An 18604-nucleotide genomic window follows, 5' to 3' on the forward strand; every position below is an offset into this window, starting at 1 on the left:
GAAACCAAGTAATGCTAAGGAAACATGCTATTCTTGGCTGCTGACTCCGGAATTAGGGGGCCTAACCGAATTTCCAGTATAGCGCTATTTTGAACGTCTATAGCCCGAAATAGCTGTAAAAATCCAGTATAGATAGATGCGCACGCGTCATGTGGTTGACTGCCGACACGTATCTCCCCGCCACGCGCCTGGGAGTTGCGCGCAGTGCAGAAAATAAACCGCGAATGCCGAACACGCAGCAGGTCATTTACACAAGTGTATGACGGGTCTGCCCCCAAATTTCTCTGTTAAGATTTGAGACAGCTCCTTCTCCTCTGTTACATCGCGCGTCCGGACAGAAGTTCAATCAAATACTTCATGGACGGCGTGATTCGTTTCTTCTTGTGATAAATGAGCTGCGTATAGAAGCATAATTCCGTGGATGAGAATGCCAATGTGCAGAGACTGCCCCGCTCAAGCTCCGACATGACGGTGATTTTGGGAATGAATGCAATGCCAAGGCCATAGACCACACATTGTTTGATGGCCTCCATGCTGCCCAGCTCATAAGCCAGCTGATACTGTACCTGCCTTGCTTTGAGCACCCTCTCAAATGACCCTCTGTACGTGCACCCCTGCTCCGTTACAACCAACGATTGACTGTTCAGATCAGCCCATTCCACCTGCTGCAGCCGGGATAAAGGGTGACTCGGACTTGCGACCAACACCAATTCTTCCGGGCGTATGAGAATGCTGTTGAGCTCGGGGTCTGTAAACGGGGGATCCAATATGAGCCCCATATCCGCGTCTCCGTCCTTAACCGCTTGAATGACTCTTTCCTCAACTCCAGGTTCCAGCGATACGTGAATGTTGGAGAAAGCCTGACGGAATTCCTGCAAATACCGGGGAAGAAAGAAAGCAGCCAAGGTTTCGATCGTGCTGATGCTCAGATTGCCCCGCTCCTGCAGCGCAATAACCTCTTTGGACTCCTGATAGATGCTGACCAGCTGGTTGGCATACTTAAGAAGCTCCTCACCCGATTGGGTTAACCGCATTTTACGTCCATACCGTTCGAAAATAACCGTTCCATACTCCTGCTCCAGCCGCTGAATTTGCGTGGTCACGCTGGACTGCGCATAACCGAGCTTCTCAGCTGCCTTGGTGAAATTCTGCCATTTGGCTACCTCCCGGAAAGTAAGAAAGTATTGAATATCCACTCTCTTCCCCTCCCTACTATCAAAATTTCTGATTGTGATTATCGATTATTATAGATAACTGTAATAATAATGTACATGATATATTGTGCTCATCAACAACTAGGTAAACAAATCCAAGTTTAGCTAGGCTGGAACTGGAGTGTGATTGTCGTGATTCATTATTATGCAGAAGAGAAATTGTATTATTATCGGGAGCAGGAGCTCCAAAGGCTGGCAAAAGAGCATTGGAAATATACGGCATACAGGCATGAAGGCAAAATCGAAGTCATCCACTGGGCAATCTCTACTCTCATGTAGCTTCAAGTATCCCTGCGCCTCACCCCTTAAATTCCTCTTTCTCTGTCATTACCGCTGAACCATCATCCACCCGTTGTCATATCATGATGAGTGTGCACTTCACGTGCCAACCGCCTATCTGCCTCCACCGATATGCAAGCAAGCTCATAAGTGAAAATAAGACAACGGAGATGAAGCGATGCCTCTTCCCAAAATAGATATTCTGATTCCCGCGATCGAGAAGGATCTGGGGACACTGCCCTACGTCATCGATAGTGTGAGAAAACAGGTCCGGCATCCGATCGGGAAATTTATGATCGTTTCGCCGAACAGCTGGAAAATCAAGCAGCTCTGCGCCAGAAAAGGCTGTACATTCGTTAATGAGAGAACCGTTCTTCCGATTACGAAGAAGAACATCAACTATTCCTCAGCCAGGTGGGACCGGTCAGGCTGGCTGTATCAGCAGCTGCTCAAGCTGGGCGGCAACCGCTTAGGCAAGCAAGCGTATTATCTCGTTATTGACGCCGATACGGTACTCATCCGTCCGCATACGTTTAGGACCGGCGGCGGGCAAACCATCTTCTATTACCGCAGGTGGAGCCAGCCGGAATATTTTAGAACCTATAAGAAGCTTCTCGGCAAGAAGGCCTCCTCGCCTGTCTCCTTAGTGACCCATTATATGCTGTTTGAAAAATCCAAGGTAGCGCGCCTGAAAAGAACGATTGAAGCCAGACACGGCACCCGCTGGTACACCGCCATCATGCGGAGCATGAATAAGAAGAAGCAGTTTGCTTTCTCCGAATTCGAAACGTACGGGAATTATTTTCATGCGAATTACAGGAGGCAAATGGTGCTGCGGAATGCTTTGAACACCAGCCTGCATATGAATGCATCCGGTCTGACTGTGGCCAAACGCCAGAAGCTTGCACGTTTGTATCGGTCGGTCTCTCTTCACAAACGCAAGGGTTACTCAAGAAAGGCATAATCGGTTTAATGTTCTCTGTGTGGTTTACTAATCCTCATCTCAGGTAAACCAGGGAAGGATGTGCAGCCGTGCCCTGGCGGCTGCCCATTATCTATGTAACCGGCATTCTGAAGCTTGCCTTGGCTGCACCTCAGCTCGTGCCCTCCATGCGTCAGCGTACCGGGAGCTGGACCGCGGCACCCTTGGGAAGAGATAATCAAAAAAGGCTCATGGCTCCTCATGAAGAGGAACCATGAGCCTTCGTTTGTACCAGGCTTATTAATCGATGTAACCGACAAATCCCTTATCGAGCAAATATTCCATTTCCGCTTCCAATATGCTCTCCACGGTCATTTCATCCAGTTTCACGTTCTGCTGCTTAAGAATATAATCGACCAGCTCATCGCTGTCCACTTCGACCTCACCTTTGGCATCCACTTGCGCGTTATCAATAAACTTCTGTTCCAATTTCAAAACAAGCTCGATGCTCTTCACGTCCGCATTGGTCTCGCTTGCAATATAAGCAATAAGCTCCTGCTCATTAATCTGTTGTCCTTGATCATTACTCATTTCGCCAACTCCTAAAAGTTTTTGCGGAGCTCTGCTCATAATACCGAATATTCGGTATCAATAAGCAAAAACTCGCTTCGTAAGCATTATAATGACTCTATTGTAGCACATCACAGGCGGGAAACCGAAATGCCGGAATCGCCCGCATGGCATCTTCGTTACTTGCTTGCCGGCCCCATAACATCAAGGCCTCTGCAGGCCATAACCGTATCCTTATTCAGATCGCCCCACTGCTTCATGCTGAGGATGATCGGCTTCAGCGTTTCGCCAAATGGCGTAAGCGAATATTCCACCTTGGGCGGAACCTGCTGGTACACCTCGCGATGAATAATGCCGTCGCTCTCCAGCTCTCTTAGCTGCAGCGTAAGCATGCGCTGCGTTATGGTCGGGCATATTTTGCGGAATTCATTAAAGCGCTTGGTTCCATCAATAAGGTGGTACAGCAGAACGCCCTTCCACTTCCCGCCAATGACCGTAAGCGTAAATTCTACCGAGCAGCCTTCTTCATTCGGGCAGACTTCCTGTCCTTCTCCTCGATCCTTCATCGGCCAAGCCTCCCCTTACGGTATAAAATAGGATACTACATATCAAAAATGTGCGTACTACCGTCTTTTCATAGTATCACATATAATCGTATCAGAACATGGAAGAGAGAGGATGAAGAAGAATGCCGCTTATGAAAGCCATTGGTTTGCACCGCTATTTGCCCATCGATCACAGTGAGAGCCTGCTCGATGTGGAGCTGGAGATTCCCGCTGCGCAAGGACGTGATTTACTCGTTGAAGTGAAAGCCATCTCCGTCAACCCCGTGGATGTCAAGGTTCGCGCCCCCAAGGAAAGAACAGAACAATCCCCGCGCGTGCTTGGCTGGGATGCTGCGGGTATCGTAACATCCGTCGGAGAGGGCGTAACCCTCTTCCAGCCTGGAGATGAAGTGTATTATGCCGGAAGCATCACGCGTCCCGGCGGCAACAGTCAGTATCATCTGGTGGATGAGCGTATTGCCGGCAAGAAGCCGAAGACGCTTGATTTTGCAGAAGCTGCCGCGCTGCCTTTGACGACGATTACAGCCTGGGAAAGCTTATTCGACCGACTGGGAGTCCCGCATTCAGCCGAGCAGAACAGCGGACGCTCCATTCTCATCATCGGCGCAGCCGGAGGGGTGGGGTCCATTGCGCTGCAGCTTGCCCATGCAGCCGGACTTACCGTTATTGGCACGGCCTCGCGCCCGGCATCATCGGAATGGGCCAAACAGCTGGGCGCCGCCCATATCATCAATCATCACGAGCCGTTCGCTCCTCAGCTGAAGGCAATCGGTCATGCGAATGTAGAATATATTCTATGTCTGAATCAAACGGCCCAGCATTGGGAGAACATGGCCGAGGCTATCGCCCCGCAAGGCAAAATATGTTCCATCGTGGAGACAAGCGAGCCGCTGAATCTGACCCTGCTGAAGAATAAAAGCGCGAGCTTCGCATGGGAGTTCATGTTCACAAGGTCAATGTATGAGACGGCGGATATGGCGGAGCAGCATCTGCTCTTAGATCAGCTTGCAGACCGTATTGATGCAGGCAAGCTCCGCACGACGATCACCCACCGCCTCTCGCCGATTAACGCCGCCACCCTGCGCAAGGCGCATGCCATGATCGAGACCGGAAGCACGATCGGCAAAATCGTTCTGGAGAACTGGGAATAATCGAACTTTTCAGCTGCTGATTAACGTAGATGAACATATAGAAACCCCTCGTCGTGTGAAATGGACGCGCTTCACGCCGCTTCCATTCACAGGAGGGGTTTTTCCTGTTTACTCTCTATTCGCTTGTTGAACATCGCGGAAAACGACATGGTATCCCGGTTGAGCGGATGCGGCTGGCAGATGGACTCTCTTTGTTCTACGTGATTACGTATATACCCTGGAATCTCGCCCTCGTACCGGGACTCACGATTGAAGAGTGCTCCAGTTCCTTGTATGCTTAAATGGGGGACAAATATGACCGACTTGGATCTCTCTCACTGTGAGGAGAAGAGTCTTTCCTGATGGAAGATGCCATCGGCAAATACTTGAGCGCACCGGTCGTCGCGCTGCCTTTATTCATTATGCGATAACTTAGGCCAATGGAAATTGGCCTATCAAGTACTCCCGCGAGATTTTCCGGGGAGGCCGGGCCAAGTTCACGATTCGAACGGGATTTGTATTAATAAAGGAGGCTGACTGTGTTGGAAACGCCCTGTCTGATCATTGACGCTCAAATCGTGAGAACTAACATTAGCCGCATGGCCGCGCATGCCAAACAGCTTGGCGTGAACTTAAGGCCGCATGCCAAGACGCATAAGCTCCCTTCCGCCGCCGCACTGCAGATTGCCGCAGGCGCCGCGGGCATTACCACAGCCAAAATATCCGAAGCCGAAGTCATGGCCCGGCATGGAATCAGCGATATCTTCATCGCTTATCCACTGGTGGCCGATTCCAAAATCGAACGCGCCGTTAAGCTCGGCCGCAATATCCGGCTGACCGTGGGTGCCGACAGCTTAGAAGGAGCTTCAAGGTTATCCGAAACCGCCGGTAAACACGGCGAAACCCTGAACGTCAGGCTTGAAATCGATACCGGACTGAAGCGTACAGGCGTCCGCCGTGAGAACGCTCTGCAGCTGGCTTATCAAATTCACAAGCTCCCCCATCTTCGCCTGCAGGGTATCTTCACATTCCGCGGCCCCCTGCTGGGCGGCCAATCCACGCTTGATCTCAAGAGTGCCGGCATACAGGAAGGCACATGGATGGTACAGCTCGCGGATGAGATGAGGGCGCAGGGCATTCCGATTACAGATATCAGTGTCGGCTCCACCCCTACCGGGCTTTACGCGGCAGCTGTCAAAGGCGTAACCGAAATTCGTCCCGGCACCTACATATTCAACGATGCGATGCAAACCAAGCTGGGTGTATCCACATGGGATGAATGCGCGGGCTCTATCCTGGCAACGGTCGTTAGCCGGCCAAGCGATGATTATGCCGTCATCGACGGCGGCAGCAAGACGTTCGCTACGGATGTGCAGCCAAATACGGAGCCTCTGCGGCTGCAGGGCTTTGGTCATATCGTAGAGCTGCCGGACGCCGTACTGGAGAGATTGTCGGAGGAACACGGCGTTATCCGCCTGCTCCCTCATCACTCCGTGAAAATAGGGGACCGCCTGCGCATTATTCCGAATCATATCTGCAGTACACTGAACCTTCACAACAAGCTGTATTGGCTCGATGGAGAACAGTCGGTTGAATTGCCGGTATTAGCCCGCGGCATGCTTGAATAGCATCACCTCATGAGGAGAATGTCTCTACAATTCTGGTTGTATGGATGAAGAATGGACAATCGTCAAAGGAACTACCCGCTAACCAATTCAAACCTAATATCGGAGGAATAACCATATGTCTGTCATCGAAAATCGTCTCAAAGAACTCGGCGTCGAGCTGCCGGCTGTCGGAGAACCCAAATTCAGCTATATCCCCGCCAACCAAACCGGCAACCTGCTCTATCTCTCCGGCCAGGATTGCCGGATTGACGGCACTTTGATGTTTGAAGGCAAGCTCGGCAGCGAGCTCTCGATCGAGCAGGGCCAGCAGGCTGCACGCCAGGTCATCATCAACTGCCTGGCCGTCATGAAGCATCATCTCGGCGATTTGGACCGTGTCGTCAAAATCGTCAAAATGCTCGCTTTCGTCAACAGCGCTCCAGGATTCGCCGATCAGCCCTATGTCATCAACGGTGCATCCAATTTCCTCATTGAAGTATTCGGAGAGAACGGCAGGCACGCACGTTCTGCGATCGGCACCAGCGATCTGCCATTCCATACTCCCGTAGAAATCGAGCTGATCGTTGAGGTCAGGGAATAAGCCGAGTATCCGCTTTATAAAAAAATTCTGTTATGCAGCAAAACAAAACACCTCCAACAGATGTGTTTTTGCTGTGTTTAAGGGTGAGATTTCGCACAGGCATCCCCGTCTATTGCCGGGGGATCTCCCCCTCCCTAAGACAATTTCCAAATATAGGGTGAAAAGATAAGATGAGAGGAGAGGTTCGGTTCCCAGCCGAATACTAAGCGGCAACCGAAAGGAGCCCATATAGGCATATGTGGAAAAGGATCCGAACAATCACACGCTATTTTTTTTTTTTTCTGATTGTACTTATAGGAGCTGGGTCGGCCTATCAATGGTTTGGCGTTCGAGAGGATTTAAAGTCGTACACACCCGTTGGGAAATTGTATGACGTGATGGGCCGCAAGATGCACCTGTACACCGAAGGGCAAGGAGAGACGACGGTTGTGTTCGCAGCGGGTTGGGGAACGGCGAATGCATATGTGGACTTTTATCCGTTATACAAAGGTTTATCCTCGCAGGTGAAGATTGCGGTGTACGATCGGTTTGGTTATGGCTACAGTGATTCAACCGGGAAAGAACGCAGCATCGATGCCATTACGGACGAAATGCACGAGCTCTTTCGTATATCCGGGCAGAAACCGCCTTATATCCTCGTCGGTCACTCCCTCGGCTCCCTGGAGGCGCTTCGTTATGCGCAGCGGTTCCCGGAAGAGGTGTCGGGGATTGTGCTGGTGGAAGGCGGAAGTCCGGAATACTACGCTTCGCGCACACCGCTCACGATTATTCCGTATGTGGAAAGGGCTTTACTGAATATAGGCGTCATCCGGGCGTTCTATCAAGTTGACGGCTTTGCGGAATCGCTCGCCAGCGAACGAAACGCGCTGAAGCTGATCCCCGATAAGCTTAAGGAGATGGACCGCCAGTCGACGCTCATCAAGCTTGCGGACAAAGACATGACCGCTGAGATCAGACAAAGCCGCAAGAACGCCAAAACCGTGCTTGCCGGAAACAAGCCCTTGACTGTTCCGGTTACCGTCTTGACCGCCGATTACTTCGGCAAACTAAGCCAGGATAAGGCTTGGATGGACAATGAGGCCGGGCTGCCATCTTGGTCAACCGCCGGCAAGCAGCTGATCGTACCGGGCACTTCCCATTACCTTCATCATTACCGTCCGGACGTTGTCGTCAAGGAAATACTCGCACTCGTCCCTAAGCAATCCGAATAAGCTGCGAAGATCAGAAACCTGAACCTCTGTACATTAACGTAACGGAAAGGTTTAGAATAAGGGGGAAAGGAGCGATTCATCTGAAAATCAAAGAAATCGCAGACAAGCTGAACATTACTCCGCGCACCATACGATTTTATGAGGAGAAAGGATTGTTAACCACCTCCAAACAGCCGCATAATCAATACCGCACCTTTACTGAACAGGATATATGGCGTCTGCAGACGATTATTGCGCTGCGGGAATCCGGCATGCCGCTTGAGATCATTCACCATACGCTGGGCGAGATGGACAAGGAGAACCACGGGGAGCTGCAGTATTATCTGGAGCTGCAGCGTTCGGCGCTTGTCTCACAGTGGCTCGAGATGAAGCAGGTGATTGAGACGACCGATCATATGATTACACTGCTCAAGACGAACCATTCCCTGCCGCTTGAGGCCATCTATAAGCTGGCCGAGGGTTCCCGGAACCTCAGAGAGCTGCGCACAGCCTGGACAGACACATGGGACTACGATCAGCTCGCCTCTACTCACGATGAGCGGACAGCAAGCCATACCGGAGATTATGCCCATTATGAGGAGACGCTTAACCTGATCGTGGAGTGGGTATCCGCTGTTCAAGGCGAGCACGGGCTGGATTTGGGGACGGGAACGGGTAATTTAGCAGGAAGATTCCTGGCACAAGGCATCCAAATGTCCGGGGTCGACCAGTCCAAGGAAATGCTTCGGCAGTGCCGGCGTAAATTTCCCGCTCTGGATGTCCGCCCGGGCAACTTCCTCGCCATTCCTTATTTGGAGGGTGAATTCGACTTCATCGTCAGCAGCTTCGCCTTTCACCATCTGTCGGATGATCAGCAGCTGATTGCACTGGAGGAAATGCGCCGCGTATTAAAGCCGCGCGGCCGGATCTGTATCGCGGGGCAGCTGGACAGCTATCCGCATTTCCCCGGGTGGTTCGAGGAGAAGGGGCTACCTGCTCAAGCAGCATCGCATCATCCCCCTGCATCATATGGTTTATGCGGTCCCGCTCCGCTAGCCCAAAAGCTGAATCACCGCTCCTGCTTTTGTTTCCAGACATCAGCATAAGCGGGATCACGCTTGAATTCCGCAGCTGCAAAGGTACAAATCGGAATGATTTGCTTTCCTTCCGCACGGGCTGTCTCTACTAAACGCGCAAGCAGCCGGTGGGCGATACCCTGATTGCGGTAAGGCGGCGATACGAACGTATGATTAATGACCCATATATGCCTGTCTGAGGGCATGTAAGATATTTCTCCGATTTGTCCGGCTTCTTCCATACAAAAATAGAATGCATTTTTTTCACGAACAATGTCTCCATCCGTCTTATCCGGCTTGCCGAAGTCTTTTAATAAAGCACCCGTTTCTTTCATCTTCGCAACCGTTCCCTTTACTTCATCGACCGTATGCTGCACATCCGATTTCATTGCGTCCATGGACGCCTTCATTTCCTCTAACTCTTTCTTCATTCCACCGATCGGGTTTTTCATTCGATTCCTCCCCTTTCGTTCATGCGGGCTCACTGCCTATACGACTCTTTACCCCGTCCGATGATTTTTACGCAAGGGAGGCTGCGGGCAGCCTGTGCTGTCTGTCAAGCGCATCGCCTCCACTCCCCTGAAAATAGATCATTGACCTTCCCGCAGCGTAAACCTGTAAGATGGAAGGGATTCATCACTTCCAAGGAGGTATTCCTATGCCGGAACATAACGAAATCTATGCTTCTCAGGCGCACAAGTACCATCAGTTAATAGCCAAACAACCCGATCTTACTGCTTACATTAATGAGATCCGGCCAATCAGCGGATTGGATATCGTAGATTTGGGCGCGGGTACGGGACGGTTCACGACCGGACTTGCAGTAGAAGCAAGCTCTATTGCCGCGCTCGACGCTTCCGAGGCGATGCTGCAAATCAACGCCAACCGGCTGGGCGAAGCCGGGCTGACCAATTGGCGCACACAGGCAGCCGATCACCGGAGCCTTCCGCTCGGGGACAACACCGCGGATCTGATCATATCCGGCTGGAGCATTTGCTACTTATGCAGTACCGACAATCCGGATTGGGAGCTTAATATCAGGCAGATCTTAGGGGAAGCACGGCGCGTTCTTCGGGACGGCGGCACCATGATCATCATGGAGACCTTAGGTACCGGCCATGAAACGCCATGCGCTCCGGATTTCTTAACAGGCTACTACGAGGCGCTGGTCAATGAGCACGGATTCTCCCACCGCTGGATTCGTGCCGATTATGAGTTCGAGGACGCCGGTCAGGCAGAAGAATTAACCCGCTTCTTCTTCGGCGATGAGCTCGCCGATCATGTGGCGCAGCAACATATAACGAAGCTCCCGGAATGCGCAGGCATTTGGTGGCTTCACCTGTAGACGGGCGCCTGGAGCAGGACAAAGAGCCGTCCAAACCGCCCTTGTTCAGGCTGCATGGACGGCTCGCTCTCTCACGTCGATACACCGCAGTGTTTCCTAATTTATACTATTTATTATAAATAGTATATTTATATATATATTCTATAGTGCAAGATATAGAGTCCGACATGCAAAACGAAATTGAAATAAAAATGGCGCGAGATCTGTCTCGCACCATTTTTGATCGATTCATTATTTCGCTTGCTTCGCTGGACCTGCGGACTTTCGGGTGACCATTTTCGGCTCCACCAGGATTTTACGATAATTTTGCATCGCGTTATGTCCCAGAATGATATCCATCAATATTTGCGTCGCTCTTTCTCCGATTTCCTCTTCCGACTGTGAAATATGCGTGAAAAAACTGCGATCATCAAAGTAGGGGGCCGGATTGTCAAATGTCACAATGGAGATATCTTCCGGAACGCGAAGTCCGATTTGTTCAGCCGCCCTTGCAACATGGATTCCCAGATGCCCGTTCAGGGTGATATAGGCCGTTGCCATACCGTTCTTGAGATATTGGTATAACGGATCTTCTTCTTGAACTTGACTTTTATCCAAGTCCATTAAAATGTGAGCAGGATTGATCAAAGACCCTTGATCCGTCAGCTCGTTCATATACCCCTGCAGCCGTTCCTGGACGGTAACCGTGGAGGGAGGGGTGTTCGAACATATCGCGATATTGCGATGGCCGAGCTCCCACAAATACCTGACGGCTAATCTTGCACCCAGCATTCCGTCAGAGGCAATATAATTGGTTTCGACGCCGGGCAAATACCGGTCAATCAGCACGAATGGGAACTCATGCACTTTTAAGGATAGGATTTCCTCGTTGTACAGCTCCTCATCGATTGGAAAAATGAGCAGTCCCGCTGCACCTTGTGCCATCAGCTCCCTAATAGCTTTGGATTCCTTCTCCTTATCTCCTGCCGAGAGCATAATCGTTAGAGAGAAGTCATGGACATTGAGAATCCTTTGAATCCCCCAAAGCAAACCTATAGCAAAATAATCGTCGATTCCGGGCATGATAAGCCCGATTTTTTTTTGCTTCACCGGGGCCCGGACAGAGTCGGTTATAGACGGAACAATGGAGGACTCATGCTCAGCGAGCTTTTGCTTGATGGACATTTCTTTATCATTCACAAAGCTGCCCCGCCCGGGAATCCGATAGATCCACCCTTCTTGGGCTAACAAGTTAAGCGCGTTTTTAACGGTAATCCGACTGACGCTGAATTTTTCCATCAGCTCATTTTCCGTTGGAATGCGGCCGTTTTCCCCGTACTTTCCTTCGATAATTCCATCCTGAATATACTGTTTGATCTGAAAATAAAGTGGAGATCGCTCATTTCGCATTGGAATTGCCCCTAACTAAATTGCTTTCTATATACCAAATATAATATTTCGACCTATCAGGGCGCAACTTGTTTTAAGCTAGCCGGTTTCCCAACCTTCCAATTGATATAGAAAAAGCTTCGCCGCATGGAATCCGCACAGCGAAGCTGTTCATTCATTTTTGTCAATCAGCTAATCGGCCCAAGGTTGTTTTGTGGTGGAAATGGTTTCCTTGATAGTTGCTGCTTTTTGAATCATTAATGCCAAATAGTGATCCTGCGAGGCTTCAGCAAGGCTGTAAAAACTCGGACCGCCCTTAGCGTAAAGATCCATTTTCTCCAACGAGGTGGCAATGGCAATTTCATCGTCTGTCAATCTTCCGGGAATAAAAGGATTTTTATAAACAGCTTCTTCCCCTAATAATATTCCCTTTAAATAATGCCCCTCCAAATTCCCATCTATTCCTGCGCTGATTCTAGCCAATTCAAGATCAACGGCTTGGGAGTCCTTCATATATTTTACTTTGTAATTGTTAATTTCTCCTCTTATTCCTCGAACCAGGATGCGCGGTGAACGGACCCACGAAAAATATTGGTCGTTCGTAAAATCGTAGACACCCAGTTTGTCGCCAAACCTAATGTAGGCAATCGTTTGTATGGACTCTATTATTTTGTTGCCGAGCACGATTCCACTTCTATTCGGGTTTTCAACAAGCGGGGATGTAAATGATAAAGCTTGTATGGTTGCATCCTCATACGTGATTCCCAAAAAATGGCGTATTAAGCTAATGCCATGGTAGTGATGAGCTGCGGAAATTTGGGCCTGACTAATTTCGCCCAGCTTTCCGGATTTTGAGATTTGAAGACGGGCTGCGTGATAAGGTTGAAAAATGTACTGCTCTGCGATTTGTATTTTTGCATTCTTATCGATAGATTGATGCAAAGCCAATAGCGACTCCATATCAATGGCGGGCGGGGTCTCGCACAGGACAGGTATCCCTCGACCAGTCAGTTCAATCATGTAGGAAGGAGCCACATCCCTAGGCACACTGACAATTACAAACGAAAAATTTGATTGCTCTATCAGTTGGTTAAGTGTCGGATAAGTCTTCACTCCCCATTTTTGCTCAATCTCCCGACTTCTCTCCTCATTACGGACAAACATTCCCGTTACCTTAAACCGATCTGGAAATTGCTGGGCAATTCTCAGAAAAAACTCAGCCCTCCAGCCTGCGCCTATAATTGCAAATTGAATAAGATCCATTTTCATTGTCCTCCCCTTATTCAAAAAATGACTAGCACAATGGATGATATGAATCCAATTCTCAGCTAGTCATTTTTTAAGTTAACGGCTATTTATTTTATGAATATTCTTGCCCTGTCATCAAGTCCCAGAAATGAATCAGTTCCTTTTCATGGCGGGGTTCATCTCTTCAACTGCTTTCTTATGTTTTGGTCAATATTCTTACGCCAAACGGTTCAATTTCAAAACGTCCTTGAAGCTCCATGTCTTGAATCACATCCCAATACGTTCCGGACAGCACGATTTCCTGAAGCTCAGAAGCGCGGTTCATAATAAAATATATTGATTTATGTCCATCTGTACGAACGGTAACTTCCACTTCTCTCGGAACGTTTATAAGCGGTTGAACCCCAGTCTCCTGAAGCACTCTTGAAACAATCGATTCATAAAATCGGTCGTCTTCCGTAAATGTTCCGATATAGTAGGCTTTACCTTTTCCATAACTATTGGACGTAACGGCCGGGTATCCTTTATACCATTGGCTTTCATATCGGGCTATCACTTCAGCCTGGACGGGTTGGATCAAGTCTACCCAACGGGAAGAACTGAAAATATCACCGTTCGCTGCCGACATGAAGTTAACTTCTTGGGGGTTAAGCGCGAAAGATTCCTCGATTTCGATCCCCAGCATGTTCCGGATAACGGGTCGCAAAGTGGATCTGACAACATTGTTATATTCATCCTTAGCTCCGGACCTAAATGTGTATACCAGGGTTCCCCCTTGTTCCACATAGCGTGCCAGATTGTCGGCGATCTCTTGGTCCATTAGATACACTAGAGGAGCGAATACTGCTTTGTATTTACTTAAATCCGTTTTGGGTTGAACCAAATCCGCCATCACGTGCTGCCGCTGCAGTTCCAAGTAATAGGTTAAGAAGTAATCCCGATATTGTATATCAGGATGAGGGTAATAATGCTCCAGCGCCCACCGCGAATCGTAGGAAAACAAGATAGCAACTTCGGCCTGGCAAGTCGTTCCTTTTAAAGCCGGAGCTATCTTTTGGAGTTCCTCGCCCACTTGACTAATTTCCTTGAAAATTCGATTGGTTTTGCTGTCGTAATCTAAAATTCCTTTATGGAACTGCTCCTGACCAAAATTGCTCGGGCGCCAACGGAAATATAAAATCGCGTCCGCACCATGGCCGATCGCTTGGTATGTGTACATCCTTGTTTCGCCCGGAGCAGGGGTTAAATATCCGTTATGAGCCCATCCTGGGGGTCCACTCTTCTGCTCGACCACCCAGAAATTTTGATTTTTTAAGCTCCGCATCAAATCGAGATCGGCAGAGTTATATGAAAGCGGTGGATAATAATTTGTCGACACCATATCAATTTGTTCCGATAACTGGTAATAATCCGTATGATACCTTGTCATACTTTGCAAGTTGGTCGTTATCGGTTGATCCGGAGCAAGTTTCCTAAATGCATCACCCTGCTTCATCACAAATTGTTCTGTTGTCCAAGATACAAATCTGTGGTGATCCTGCAGTAAACCAGGGTTATGCCCAAAGCGGTTGGTCATCGCCGGCAGCCAAAGCTCATCCCAATCCGATATCTCCAGGCTCCAAAAGACCAACCCCCATGCAGCATTCAGTTTTTGGATAGTACCGTATTTCTCCTTCAGCCATTCAGTAAATCGAATGCGACAGTGCTCGCAGTAACAAATATTGCCGTCCCCATATTCATTATCCAAGTGCCAGGAATGGACAAGCGGATGGCTTCCATAACGTTCTGCCATCTTTTCAGCCAATCGTAGCGCATATTGAGGCCAATAAGGATGATTCAGACAAATGGTATAACGCGATCCGAACGATTCGCGGATGCCTTCTTTCGTTACTACCGCTAAATCAGGAAATTTTTTGATTAACCACGCAGGGACATTTCGTGCCGGAATCCCCATCATCACTAACATATCCTGCTCGTTGCAAAGCTTCAGAAACCGGTCTAGCCAGGCAAAATCATATTCGCCTTCCCGGGGTTCGAGCCTGCTCCAAGCAAACTCGGCAATGCGGACCATATTGAAACGAGCTTCTTTCATCAAACGCAAATCCGGTTCCCACATCGTTTCATCCCAATGTTCCGGATAATAATCGACACCGTAATACATTTGTTTATTTCCTCCTCATTCAGATAAATTAGAACGGCACAAAGCGCCCAATAAAAACAACTAATTACTCCTTTTCTTCCCACGCCCAAGACATTATCCTTTTATGGAGCCGGCTGTCATGCCTCCGACTATCTTGTTTTGCAAAATGAGATACAAAACGAATAAAGGTACGAAAGAAATGACTAATGCCGCAAACATCGGTGTCCAATTCGTCCCGTATTCTCCAACGAAAGCTGTGAGTCCAAACGGAAGTGTCCTGATATCTTCGGATGAGGTAAATATCATCGCAAAGAAAAGCTCGTTCCACATCCAAATGAAATTAACGATGGTTACCGTTACGATTTCCGCGGATAAAAGTGGCGCGATGATTTTGAAAAAAATTCCGAACGCGCCGCAACCGTCCATAACGGACGCTTCTTCCAACTCCCTGGAAATAGTTTTGAGCCGAGCGGATAAGATCAATATAGAAAAGGAAACGGCAAATGCTACATAAGGCAAAATCATGGACAAATAACTATTACGGACACCCAGCTCATTCAGGATTTGAAAGAGTGGAATGGCTACTGCGTGTCCAGGCACCATAACACCGATCAATACAAGCGAAAGCAGCGTTTTTCGAAAAGGGAACTTCATGCGAAGCAACACAAACCCGGCCGGAACCGTGACCATTATAGTCAGAAGGACAGAAGTACCGACAACGATGACACTGTTCAAAAAGTATTTTTGTACTCCTCCAATCCAGGCGTTCGTGAAATTTCCCCATTGTATCATCTCCGGAAGGCTCCAAGGGTTATTCAAGAATTCCTGGTTCGTTTTTAAAGAACTTAGCAAGAGCCATGCGATTGGCATTAAATTGAAAAATAGGAAAGCGTAAACGAGTATATGCTGAAACCATCTGGCAGTGATCGACTCTTCCCGGATTCTTATCATGTTAATCACCCCCTAATAGTGAATTTCTTCTTTGCCTTCGAACATGGAAATGAACTTACTCACCAAGAAGCACATGATGAATAATAGGAATCCCATCGCAGCCGCATAACCCATATTCATTTGTAAAAAGCCGACATCGTACATGTACGAGGACAGAACTTCACTCGCACGATTGGGGCCGCCCTTGGTAAGAACAAAAACATAATCGAACGATTTGAAAGCGCTTGTGGTTAACAATAAAAGAGAAACATGTATGACAGGCCTCATCATAGGAAGAGTAATGTATCGGATCTTTTGCCAATGGTTAACCCCATCGATTCTGGCGCTGTCGGAGATCTCCGAAGGTATGTTTTGCATACCAACCATATACAGCAAAATGTAAAAACCGATGTGCTGCCACGCCATAACGAAGCCGATCGCCGGCAATACTGTATAACTATTCGCTAGTAGAGACGTTTTCATCTCGATATGGAACAAGGCCAGAAACTGATTCACGATGCCGTAATCTGGATGATACATGTATACCCAGAGCGTACCTACCGCAACGGTTGACAACAGGTTGGGAATATACATCATCGAACGGACTACTTTTGTGCCGGCTAGCCGCAAAGTAAGCAGCCAAGCCAATATGAATGCGATGGGAATACTGAATACGATATTGACGACGAGCAGAATAAAAAGATTTTTTACTGAGCGTATCAATACGTCGTCTGATATCATACCGATGTAGTTCTGCAGTCCTACCCACGTTTTCCCGTTCATCATATTCCAACGGAACAAGCTCACAACAAACGATTCGACAATGGGGAGCAAACAAAACAGCAGGTAGAAAAATAAGGCGGGTAACAGCAAGACGATAATTGCGCGGTAATCCCTATAAATTTTTTGCATGAAACCACCTCTATCCAATAATGTCGTAGCTTATACAATGAAAAAGATGAAAGCCGCTACTCTTCCCGAGTCGAATACAGGTGAAGGATGTAACGGCTTTCACGATAAACGTGTTACCGCAATGTCGTTTAATTCGTTCGCATATTTTTCACGCGATCTTCCAGTCGTTCCATCACTTTTGCGGGATCTTCCCCTATCAGAAGCTCTTGGACCGATTTATTCATTTCTCCACCAATCGTTTGTTGTCCAAGAATACGATCTGGGAAAGTAATCGTACTTTTGACTTGGCTGATCTGTCCCAAGAAATCGGCAAGCATCGGTTCTACTGTCGATTTATCATATTGGATGTTGGTTGAAGGGAGCTGAGAAATGCTGACTAATATATTTTGGTACTTATCTGAAGTGATCAGCTTGATAAACGCACTGGCCGCTTCCTTGTTCTTCGCATCTTTTGAGATCGCAATATTCCAGTCAGGGGCCAGAATCCAATCGTTCAAGCCGGTTTTTCCACCTGGCACCTCAGGCCAGTTGAAGATTCCTACTTTGCCGTATATGGGATTTTCCACGCCGTTATTAGCGTCGGTTTTAACTCCAAGTTTTGCCAATTCCCAGGTACCATTTATCCACATTGCAGCTTTGCCCTGCATGAACATCTGTCTTGAATCGTCCAAGCTGGCGCTGTTTGCATCTTGATTGAACGCACCTGCACTAACCATCTTCGAGAAGTCTGCAGCCGCTTTCATAAAGACATCGTCTTTAAAAGAAATTTTGCCGGATTGTACGTCGGTGAATGCTTGGCTTCCGCCATAACGGTATGCGAGCATATTCAGGTATAATCCGCCAGTCCAAATATCTTTATTGCCGAGTGCAAAAGGAGTAATTCCTTTAGCTTTAAGCGTTTTCACAGTAGTGAGCAAATCATCCATCGTCTTCGGCACTGACAATCCATTCTGGTCGAAAATGTCCTTATTGTAGTATATCAGTTGTGCAGTTTGCGAGGACGGTACTGCATACTTTTTGCCATCAAACGAGACTGTATCCAAAATACCAGGGACGAACTTATCGAATTCGGAGCCAAGCAAATCGTCCAATGGCTCTAAGGCGCCGGATTTGACGAATGGTTGCATGAAACCTGCTTCACGAACAAAGAAAATATCAGGCGCGTTGTTTGCGGCCACCTCCGTCGTAATTTTCGTGTTGTAATCGTTTGAAGTGAAAGACTGATATTCAATGACGGCGTTGTAGTCGTTATGAGCATTAAATTCTTTGATCGCTTCATCAAGAACTTTTGTCTTTGCAGGATAAGTATCGTTAATCCAACCCCAAAGACTTAACTTGACCTGTCCGGTATTCTGACCGGAACCGCCGGTGGAACCACTGCTGCATGCTGTCAACGAAAAAATGCAAATCAACGTTAAAATGGCAATCATAGTTTTTTTTGTGAACTTCATATTAACATCTCCCTTATAACGTATTATGGATAACATGGTAAATAACTTGCGGACC

At 48.3% G+C, this 18604-nt stretch carries 18 protein-coding genes; 8 read left to right on the top strand and 10 right to left on the bottom strand.

The window, feature by feature from the left end; translation table 11 throughout:
* Positions 1-317: 317 nt before the first annotated feature.
* Positions 318-1196: a LysR family transcriptional regulator gene (locus ACFPYJ_RS25845; protein ID WP_379191121.1), complete on the bottom strand. Its 879-nt coding sequence runs from the start codon at positions 1194-1196 to the stop codon at positions 318-320.
* 150 nt (positions 1197-1346) lie between these two features.
* On the opposite strand from ACFPYJ_RS25845, the gene ACFPYJ_RS25850 reads away from it, so the two are divergent.
* Entirely contained in the window at positions 1347-1493 is a 147-nt protein-coding gene (locus ACFPYJ_RS25850; RefSeq protein ID WP_379191122.1) for a hypothetical protein, read from the top strand.
* 178 nt (positions 1494-1671) lie between these two features.
* Positions 1672-2457, top strand: coding sequence for a DUF6492 family protein (locus tag ACFPYJ_RS25855; protein ID WP_379191123.1), 786 nt, complete (start codon positions 1672-1674; stop codon positions 2455-2457).
* Between the two features lie 258 nt (positions 2458-2715).
* Here ACFPYJ_RS25855 and ACFPYJ_RS25860 read toward each other — a convergent pair whose 3' ends face one another.
* The gene (locus tag ACFPYJ_RS25860; protein WP_379191124.1) at positions 2716-3006 is read right to left on the bottom strand and encodes a hypothetical protein; all 291 of its coding nucleotides are present in this window, start codon (positions 3004-3006) and stop codon (positions 2716-2718) included.
* A 158-nt stretch (positions 3007-3164) separates the two neighbouring features.
* Positions 3165-3551, bottom strand: coding sequence for a winged helix-turn-helix transcriptional regulator (locus ACFPYJ_RS25865; protein ID WP_379191125.1), 387 nt, complete (start codon positions 3549-3551; stop codon positions 3165-3167).
* 122 nt (positions 3552-3673) lie between these two features.
* On the opposite strand from ACFPYJ_RS25865, the gene ACFPYJ_RS25870 reads away from it, so the two are divergent.
* From ACFPYJ_RS25870 to ACFPYJ_RS25890, 5 genes are all read left to right on the top strand, one after another.
* The gene (locus ACFPYJ_RS25870; protein WP_379191126.1) at positions 3674-4702 is read left to right on the top strand and encodes a zinc-binding alcohol dehydrogenase family protein; all 1029 of its coding nucleotides are present in this window, start codon (positions 3674-3676) and stop codon (positions 4700-4702) included.
* A gap of 518 nt (positions 4703-5220) precedes the next feature.
* Positions 5221-6309: an alanine racemase gene (locus tag ACFPYJ_RS25875; RefSeq protein WP_379191127.1), complete on the top strand. Its 1089-nt coding sequence runs from the start codon at positions 5221-5223 to the stop codon at positions 6307-6309.
* A 115-nt stretch (positions 6310-6424) separates the two neighbouring features.
* Positions 6425-6889, top strand: a complete 465-nt coding sequence (locus ACFPYJ_RS25880) for a RidA family protein (protein ID WP_379191128.1) — start codon at positions 6425-6427, stop codon at positions 6887-6889.
* 236 nt (positions 6890-7125) lie between these two features.
* Positions 7126-8100, top strand: a complete 975-nt coding sequence (locus tag ACFPYJ_RS25885; RefSeq protein ID WP_379191129.1) for an alpha/beta fold hydrolase — start codon at positions 7126-7128, stop codon at positions 8098-8100.
* Between the two features lie 128 nt (positions 8101-8228).
* Positions 8229-9185, top strand: coding sequence for a MerR family transcriptional regulator (locus ACFPYJ_RS25890; protein ID WP_379191262.1), 957 nt, complete (start codon positions 8229-8231; stop codon positions 9183-9185).
* On the opposite strand, the gene ACFPYJ_RS25895 is transcribed toward ACFPYJ_RS25890, so the two are convergent.
* The gene (locus ACFPYJ_RS25895) at positions 9149-9607 is read right to left on the bottom strand and encodes a GNAT family N-acetyltransferase (protein WP_379191131.1); all 459 of its coding nucleotides are present in this window, start codon (positions 9605-9607) and stop codon (positions 9149-9151) included. The two genes, ACFPYJ_RS25890 and ACFPYJ_RS25895, sit on opposite strands and share 37 nt — an antisense overlap.
* Before the next feature lie 206 nt (positions 9608-9813).
* Here ACFPYJ_RS25895 and ACFPYJ_RS25900 point away from each other — a divergent pair, with 206 nt between their 5' ends.
* Positions 9814-10500, top strand: coding sequence for a class I SAM-dependent methyltransferase (locus ACFPYJ_RS25900; RefSeq protein ID WP_379191132.1), 687 nt, complete (start codon positions 9814-9816; stop codon positions 10498-10500).
* A 231-nt stretch (positions 10501-10731) separates the two neighbouring features.
* Here ACFPYJ_RS25900 and ACFPYJ_RS25905 read toward each other — a convergent pair whose 3' ends face one another.
* From ACFPYJ_RS25905 to ACFPYJ_RS25930, 6 genes are all read right to left on the bottom strand, one after another.
* The gene (locus ACFPYJ_RS25905) at positions 10732-11889 is read right to left on the bottom strand and encodes a GntR family transcriptional regulator (RefSeq protein ID WP_379191133.1); all 1158 of its coding nucleotides are present in this window, start codon (positions 11887-11889) and stop codon (positions 10732-10734) included.
* 171 nt (positions 11890-12060) lie between these two features.
* Complete coding sequence (locus tag ACFPYJ_RS25910) at positions 12061-13131, bottom strand: Gfo/Idh/MocA family protein (protein ID WP_379191134.1); 1071 nt, start codon at positions 13129-13131, stop codon at positions 12061-12063.
* 181 nt (positions 13132-13312) lie between these two features.
* Positions 13313-15277 (bottom strand): beta-galactosidase, encoded by a 1965-nt coding sequence (locus tag ACFPYJ_RS25915; protein WP_379191135.1) that lies wholly within the window; start codon positions 15275-15277, stop codon positions 13313-13315.
* 93 nt (positions 15278-15370) lie between these two features.
* Positions 15371-16207: a carbohydrate ABC transporter permease gene (locus ACFPYJ_RS25920; RefSeq protein WP_379191136.1), complete on the bottom strand. Its 837-nt coding sequence runs from the start codon at positions 16205-16207 to the stop codon at positions 15371-15373.
* A 12-nt stretch (positions 16208-16219) separates the two neighbouring features.
* Positions 16220-17098: a carbohydrate ABC transporter permease gene (locus ACFPYJ_RS25925; RefSeq protein ID WP_379191137.1), complete on the bottom strand. Its 879-nt coding sequence runs from the start codon at positions 17096-17098 to the stop codon at positions 16220-16222.
* 128 nt (positions 17099-17226) lie between these two features.
* Entirely contained in the window at positions 17227-18549 is a 1323-nt protein-coding gene (locus ACFPYJ_RS25930) for an ABC transporter substrate-binding protein (RefSeq protein WP_379191138.1), read from the bottom strand.
* Positions 18550-18604 lie beyond the last annotated feature (55 nt).

The organism is Paenibacillus solisilvae (assembly GCF_042656405.1).
GTDB classification, from domain to species: Bacteria; Bacillota; Bacilli; order Paenibacillales; family Paenibacillaceae; genus Paenibacillus_Z; species Paenibacillus_Z solisilvae.